The 7,886-nt window shown below is 44.1% G+C and carries 4 protein-coding genes and 1 pseudogene; 2 read left to right on the forward strand and 3 right to left on the reverse strand.

The genetic code is table 11. The features are described 5' to 3' along the window. A partial coding sequence (locus HWQ44_RS04455; RefSeq protein WP_292715389.1) for a cadherin-like domain-containing protein occupies positions 1 to 2,489 on the forward strand: 2,489 nt, incomplete at its 5' end. 121 nt (positions 2,490 to 2,610) lie between these two features. Here HWQ44_RS04455 and HWQ44_RS04460 read toward each other — a convergent pair. The 3 genes from HWQ44_RS04460 to HWQ44_RS04470 all read right to left on the reverse strand — a co-directional run bounded on the left by HWQ44_RS04460 (position 2,611) and on the right by HWQ44_RS04470 (position 6,448). Next, positions 2,611 to 3,045: a hypothetical protein gene (locus tag HWQ44_RS04460; protein WP_229559627.1), complete on the reverse strand. Its 435-nt coding sequence runs from the start codon at positions 3,043 to 3,045 to the stop codon at positions 2,611 to 2,613. A 255-nt stretch (positions 3,046 to 3,300) separates the two neighbouring features. Next, entirely contained in the window at positions 3,301 to 6,285 is a 2,985-nt protein-coding gene (locus HWQ44_RS04465) for a valine--tRNA ligase (protein WP_292715397.1), read from the reverse strand. A 10-nt stretch (positions 6,286 to 6,295) separates the two neighbouring features. Then, a complete protein-coding gene (locus HWQ44_RS04470) occupies positions 6,296 to 6,448 on the reverse strand; it encodes a hypothetical protein (RefSeq protein ID WP_292715400.1) in 153 nt (50 codons plus the stop codon). 44 nt (positions 6,449 to 6,492) lie between these two features. On the opposite strand from HWQ44_RS04470, the pseudogene HWQ44_RS04475 reads away from it, so the two are divergent. Next, positions 6,493 to 7,830 (forward strand): annotated as a pseudogene (locus HWQ44_RS04475) (AAA family ATPase); the annotation flags it as partial. Positions 7,831 to 7,886 lie beyond the last annotated feature (56 nt).

The raw sequence follows: 7,886 nt of genomic DNA on the forward strand, positions 1-7,886 counted from the left end.
CTATCAGCTTTATAGTTAATGATGGGACTGCTAATAGTACTGCTGTCACGCGCAACATTAATATTACGGCGGTGAATGATGCTCCCGTCGCTGTTAACGACAGCATCACCACAAATAAAAACACACCTATTATCATTAGCGCTACTACTCTGTTGAGCAATGATACAGATGTGGATGTCATTGACTCTTTGAGCATTACTGACTTTACTCAACCTAGCCAAGGAAGCTTAGTTAACAACGGCAATAATACTTACACTTATACCCCTGGTCAAAACTATTTTGGCTCCGACGGCTTCACTTACACCATAAGTGATGGGCACGGAGGCAGTAGTACTGCTACCGTCAACTTGACCATTAATCAAATCACCCCTCCGATTAATGGCACTTCAGGTGCAGATAACCTGACTGGTACGGGTAATATGGATATCATCTCAGGATTGCACGGTAATGACACGCTCCAAGGACTAGGTGATGACGACACCCTTGATGGCGGTGATGGAAATGATTTCTTAGATGGTGGTACAGGAACTGACAGTCTCATTGGTGGTAAAGGTAATGACACTTATACTGTGGACAATATCAGCGACACTATTATTGAAGGCTTAAATGCAGGTACAGATTTAGTCAAGTCTTCGGTGAGTTGGGTGTTGGGAAATAACCTGGAGAACTTGACGTTGACTGGAAGCTCGGTAATTAATGGTACCGGTAACAGCCTTAATAACATCCTCATAGGAAATACTGGCGCTAACATATTGAGCGGAGACAATGGCAATGATAACCTCTTTGGTGATTCAGGCAATGACACGTTGTTGGGTGGTGCAGGCAATGACACCTTGGATGGAGGTTTAGGATCTGACAGTCTTGATGGTGGAATCGGTAATGACATTTACATCGTAGACAACCTGAACGATTCTATTATTGAAGGCTTAAATGCAGGCACAGATTTAGTCAAGTCTTCGGTGAATTGGGTGTTGGCAGATAATTTGGAGAACTTGACCCTGACTGGAAGTGGGGCAATCAATGGTACTGGTAACAACCTTAAGAACATCTTAATTGGAAATACTGCCGCTAACATCTTGAGTGGAGGAGATGGTAATGATAGTCTGATTGGTGGTGCAGGCAATGACACGTTGTTGGGCGGTGCAGGCGATGACACCTTGGATGGAGGTACAGGGATTGATAGTCTTAATGGTGGAGCGGGCAATGACATTTACACTGTAGATAACCTCAGCGATACTATTACTGAAGGCTTAAATGCAGGCACAGATTTAGTTAAGTCTTCGGTGACTTTAGCGTTGGCAGATAACCTAGAGAACTTGACCCTGACTGGAAGTGGGGCAATCAATGGTACTGGTAACAGCCTTGATAACATCTTGATTGGAAATACTGGCGCTAACATCTTGAGCGGAGGAGATGGTAATGATAGTCTGATTGGTGGTGCAGGTAATGACACGTTGTTGGGCGGTACAGGCGATGACACCTTGGATGGAGGTGCAGGGATTGATAGTCTCAATGGTGGAGTAGGCAATGACATTTACACTGTAGACAACCTCAGCGATACTATTACTGAAGACTTAAATGCAGGCACAGATTTAGTTAAGTCTTCGGTGAATTGGGTGTTGGGAAATAACCTGGAGAACTTGACTCTAACTGGAAGTGGAGCAATCAATGGTACTGGTAACAGCTTTAATAACATCCTGACGGGAAATGGTGGCGCTAACCTCTTGAGTGGAGAAGATGGCAATGATGGCCTCTTTGGTAGCTCAGGTAATGACACCTTGCTGGGCGGTGCAGGCGATGACACCTTGGATGGAGGTACAGGGATTGATAGTCTCAATGGTGGTGTCGGCAATGACATTTACACTGTAGACAACCTGAACGATACTATTACTGAAGGCTTAAATGCAGGCACAGATTTAGTCAATTCTGCGGTGAGTTGGGTGTTGGGAGATAACTTGGAGAACTTGACCCTGACTGGAAGCTCGGCAATCAATGCTACTGGTAACAGCTTTAATAACACCCTCACGGGAAATACTGGTGTTAATCTCTTGAACGGAGGAGATGGTGACGATAGCCTCCTTGGTAACTTAGGTAATGACACCTTATTAGGCGGTGCAGGTAACGATAGCCTCTTTGGTGGAATTGGTCGAGATACGCTGACTGGTGGAAATGGGAGAGATAGCTTATATCTAACTGATACCCGCACTGGAGGCTATGATGTCATCACCGATTTTACTGTTGGAGATGATACTATCTTCGTTTCCAAGGCAGAATTCGGACTCAGCCAATCTCAGAATACTACACTTGAGTCGGGCTTGTTCCGACTTGGTACGAGTGCGACAACAGCAGCCGATCGCTTTATCTACAATCAAACTACGGGTAACCTATTCTTTGATAAAGATGGGGTTGGTGGTACGGCACAAGTTCAAATAGCTCAATTCTCAAATCAGGCACTGCTTACTAGTACAGATATTACTGTAATTGCCTAACTTTGCTCACTCTAGCCAATAAAAGTAAATGATCCAGCAACAGACAGATAAGCTGTTGCTGGATCACGTGTGATAAATACACTTTTGGGGTGCTGTGACTTTATAGGCAACATAATAACTTTTAACTTTCCTCTTGGGGATAACCGTTTTTCTCGCGTTTGAGGCTTTCTTCCAAGGCTTGAATTTGTTCACGACGAGCTTCCAATTCTAAGGAACGCCGCGCTAAGTCTTGGTTTTGTAAGGTCAGGGATTGTCGCCAATGTTCTGCTCGCTCGGCTTCGTGCTGCAAAAATTCCGGGGTAATGCCGATGGTGAGGTAGCTTTGTACCAGATGGAGTACCCAGTTGGTGGCGTCTTCTATTCTTTCAATGTCGCCTGTAGGGGAAAGTTCCACTAAAACAAGCAAGTTCTCACTCATGATTTTTCCCTTTCCCAGCAGAATAAAAGCCTCTTCGGGAATTATCGCCCACAAGTTATCAGCTTCTTGACGCGCCAATAAGCGTAACTGGTGCTGGTCTAAAAAATCGTTTTTACGCACCTGGGCTAGATATAGCATGAGGGTCACTTCGCTCCAATTCAAAATCACCGAAGTTCAGATCGCTGGAAGGCGTCGCTCTCTTGGTAAATTGCTCCTCTTGGGGAGATCCCAAGACCGCATTTTCCGCTCCGACTTCTCTCAAAATTCAAAATAAAAAAACAACTGCCAGAATAGATATTTTGATTTTGTTAATTAGTAATGGGTAATTGGGAATTATTGACACTCCCATTACCCATTACGCATTACAGTTATCCTAAGTCATACAGGCGATGCCTACGACAATCCCTTTAGGCGATCGCGCAAAATTTCTGCTTGCTTCTGTGCTTCTGCTAAAGCATCCCGCGCTCCCTGTACCACGTCGGCTCTAGCTCTATCCACGAAGCTAGGATTGTTTAATCTGGTACTCAGGGATTGAACTTCGGCTTCGGCTTTGCTCAGGCTTTTCTCTAGTTTGGCACGCACAGCTTCAATATCCACTACGCCGCTTAGAGGAATTAGCACTTGTATTGTACCAACCACACCAGCGATCGCATTTTCTGGTTCTTGTGGTTGTTCTAATTCTCTCTGCGGGAAAAAGCGTTTCCATAACCTAAGTCTCGCTTGAGCAGTTAGTAAATTTTGGCTAACAAACCAAGCTGTGTAACCAAAACCAACTATTTCAAAGAAAGTTCCAACGATGGGAATGTCATCAATCGCATACCCCACAGCTAAACCCAATCTACCAAAGACTATCGCCACAATAATTAAGCCAATTGTCTTTAAACCCCTCTGAGGTTTTTTAACAGCAACAGTTTGGTTTTCTTGCTTGTCAGTAATGGTTAAAGTTTCAACTTTCGCCAAATCTTTAATATAAGACTGCCCAGCAGTGAGAATTTCCCGCTCCTTCTCACTTTCAGTTTGCAAATTCGCTGTTACTTTTACGCCTGGTTTAATATCCGCTTCAGCACGCAAATTCCTAATTGTGCGGATAGTACCAATCAACAATTCAAATTGTTCTTCTAAAGCTGGATCAATTAAGTTTGCATCCACCTGGGGATAGATTTGTAATGGTAAAGTTTGCGAGGAATCTGCTGGTTGTTGGGTGAAAGTTTGCCAAATTTCCTCGGTAATATGAGGCATGAAGGGATGAAGCAGTTTCAAAATTCCTTCTAGCACGTAGGCAAGGGTTTGCTCTGCTACCCGTCGTGATGCAGGATCGGCATCTGTTTGCAATCTAGATTTTACCAGTTCAATATACTGGTCACAGAAATCACCCCAGATAAATTCGTAGAGTCCTTTTGCTGCTTCCCCTAAACCGTAATTATCGATGTAATTGGTGGTTTGTTTAACAACTTGATGATAGCGCGAGAGAATCCAGCGATCGCTTAATTCGGTCGCGACTGGGTTCCCCAATTGTTGCGGTGTTTGTCCATCCAAATTCATCATCACAAATCGGGCAGCATTCCACAACTTGTTTGCAAAGTTGCGGGATGCCTCCACCGATGCTGATTCATCCTTTTTGCGATCGTACTCCAATCGGATATTTTGTCCAGCCCCCGCCACTTCCTTAATTAGGGTATAGCGCAGGGCATCAGTACCATATTTGTCAATTAATAACAGTGGGTCAATGCCATTACCTTTGGTCTTTGACATCTTCTGACCTTTTTCATCCAGCACCAAGCCGTGGATGTAAACTGTTTGGAAAGGCATTTGCCCAGTAAAATGCCCAGCCATCATTGTCATTCTGGCTACCCAGAAAAAGATGATGTCAAAACCTGTCACCAAAGTGGTAGTCGGGTAGTAAGTTACTAAATCTTGAGTTTGTGCCGGCCAGCCCAAAGTCGAAAATGGCCACAGTCCAGACGAAAACCAAGTATCTAGCACATCTGGGTCTTGTTCTAACTTGACATTTTCACCAAATTGTATTTTGGCTTTTTCCCAAGCTTCATCTACCGATTTCGCGACTACAAACGGCGTGTTATCTGTAATTTGCCCATCTGTTTCACTGACAGCGTACCAAGCAGGAATTTGGTGTCCCCACCATAATTGGCGAGAGATACACCAATCATTGAGTTTTACTAGCCAATCACGATAGACCTTTGTCCAGCGTTGGGGGACAAACTCTGGGGAAGTTTGCTGGTCGAGGAATTCGAGAGTTTTGTCAGCTAAGGGACGAATTTTAACAAACCACTGAGTTGAAAGAAGGGGTTCAATGGGTACTTTACCGCGATCGCTGTAGGGAACGGTATGCTTATAATCTTCTATCTTCACCAAAAAGCCATCTGCCTCTAGGCGAGAAACCACATTCTTTCTAGCAACAAAGCGGTCTTGTCCCTGAAATTCCCCAGCGTTGGCGTTGAGAGTGCCGTCTTTGTTCATAATGTTGATCAACGGCAGATTATGACGCTTACCCATGTCAAAATCGTTCGGGTCATGGGCGGGAGTTATTTTCACGCAGCCAGTGCCAAAAGTGGGGTCAACGAATTCATCGCCAATGATGGGAATTTCTCGTTGTAGAATAGGCAGAGTTAAAGTTTTACCGATGAGATGTTTGTAGCGATCGTCATTAGGATTAACCGCTACTGCCGTATCTCCCAGCATAGTTTCTGGTCGAGTTGTCGCCACCTCTACATAACCGGAACCATCGGTGAGGGGATAGCGGAAGTACCAGAGATTTCCATTAACCTCTTGATTTTCCACTTCCACATCTGACACAGCCGACTGAGAAGCTGGACACCAGTTAACTAAATATTCACCACGATAAATTAAGCCTTCCTCGTAAAGACGAGTAAACGCCTCGACAACAGCTTTAGATAAACCCTCATCCAGAGTAAACCTCTCCCGTGACCAGTCCACCGAGACACCCAAGCGTCGTAGCTGATTCAGAATCGTTCCTTCAGACTCCGCCTTCCATTGCCAAGCGCGTTCTAGGAACTTCTCGCGCCCCAATTCGTAGCGAGTCTTACCCTCTGTCTTGAGTTGTTTTTCCAGCATACTATGCACAGCAATGCTGGCATGGTCAGTTCCGGGTAACCACAGGGTATTGCGCCCCTGCATGCGGTGGTAGCGGACAAGGGTATCAATCAACGCACTTTCAAAAGCGTGACCCATGTGCAAACTGCCGGTGACATTCGGCGGTGGAATGACGATGCAGTAGGGTTCACCGTCTTTATTTGGGTCAGCTTTGTAAACTTGGTTGTCTTCCCAGAATTTTTGCCACTTGGCTTCAGTGGAAAAGGGGTCGTAGAGACTGGGGAGATTGGGAATGGTTGCGGTCATGCGGGGCAAACTAACTATGGAAGGACTCTAATAAATTTTGCCACAGGGTTGGAGAGGGTTTGATGGAAACGTAGACATCAAGGCTATAGCCTCCTCTGAGAGAGGCTTCCCTTCGGAACGCTGCGCGTCTGGCAGAGAAGAGGCTATCTGTAAGTGTTGCCATGTTTTTGGGAAACCTAAATACTGAGGTCTCAAAGATTAAGCCCTATGGTCAGCATTCCCGGATATCACGTTAGCAAAGAACTCTACAACGGTTCTCGAACTTTAGTTTATCGTGCTAATCGAGAAACTGACCAAAAATCTGTGGTGATCAAGCTGATGAAAACTGCTTATCCCAACTTCAGTGAATTGGTACAGTTTCGCAACCAGTTCACTATTGCCAAGAATCTGAATTTACCTGGAATCATCCAAACTTACAGCCTGGAACCCTATCAGAATGGCTATGCCTTAGTGATGGAAGACTTTGGGGGAATTTCCTTGAAAGAATGGGGAATGGCAGTAAGTGTAGAATCTCTAATTGAGTTTTTCCGAATTGCGATCGCTCTATGTAATGCATTAGATATTTTAATTCGTAATCGGATCATTCACAAAGATATAAAACCCGCTAATGTTTTAATTAATCCAGAAACTAAAGAAGTTAAGTTAATTGACTTTAGTATTGCATCTCTACTGCCACGAGAAACTCAAATTCTCATGAGTCCTAATGTGCTAGAAGGGACACTTGGCTATTTATCTCCAGAGCAAACTGGACGGATGAATCGGGGAATTGACTACCGGACTGATTTTTATTCTTTGGGTGTAACTTTTTACGAATTACTAACAGGACAATTACCATTTCAATCAGATGATCCGATGGAATTGGTACATTGTCATATTGCAAAACTTCCGCCTTTAGTACATGAGATTAATCCGCAAATTGCGCCTGTACTCTCATATATTATCAGCAAATTGATGGCGAAAAATGCCGAAGACCGCTATCAGAGCGCATTCGGGCTGAAATATGATTTAGAGAATTGTTTACATCAGCTAAAAGAAACGGGGAAAATTACAAGTTTCCCAATTGCTCAACGGGATGTGTGCGATCGCTTTATTATCCCAGAAAAACTCTATGGTCGTGAGCATGAAGTTGAAACTCTCCTAAAAGCATTTGACCGTGTTACCAATAATCAGACAGAACTAATGCTGGTGGCTGGGTTCTCTGGTATTGGTAAAACGGCAGTTGTTAATGAGGTTCACAAACCCATTGTCCGGCAGAGAGGCTACTTTATCAAAGGCAAATTTGATCAATTTAATCGGAATATTCCCTTTTTTGCTTTTGTGCAGGCGTTTCGAGACTTAATGGGGCAATTGCTGAGTGAAAGTGATGGCCATTTGTCAACTTGGAAAAATAAAATTTTACAAGCACTAGGTGAAAATGGGCAAGTCATTCTTGAGGTAATTCCTGAACTAGAACAAATTATTGGTCACCAACCACCTGCAACAGAACTTTCGCCAAGTGCAGCACAGAATCGGTTTAATTTATTATTACAAAGATTTCTGCAAGTATCAGGGTTAGCGCGTCTCAAACCCTATTGACAGGGGGATTATGGCAGAGGTACTGA

Source organism: Nostoc sp. JL34 (assembly GCF_017114945.1).
In the GTDB taxonomy this organism is placed as follows: Bacteria; Cyanobacteriota; Cyanobacteriia; order Cyanobacteriales; family Nostocaceae; genus Nostoc.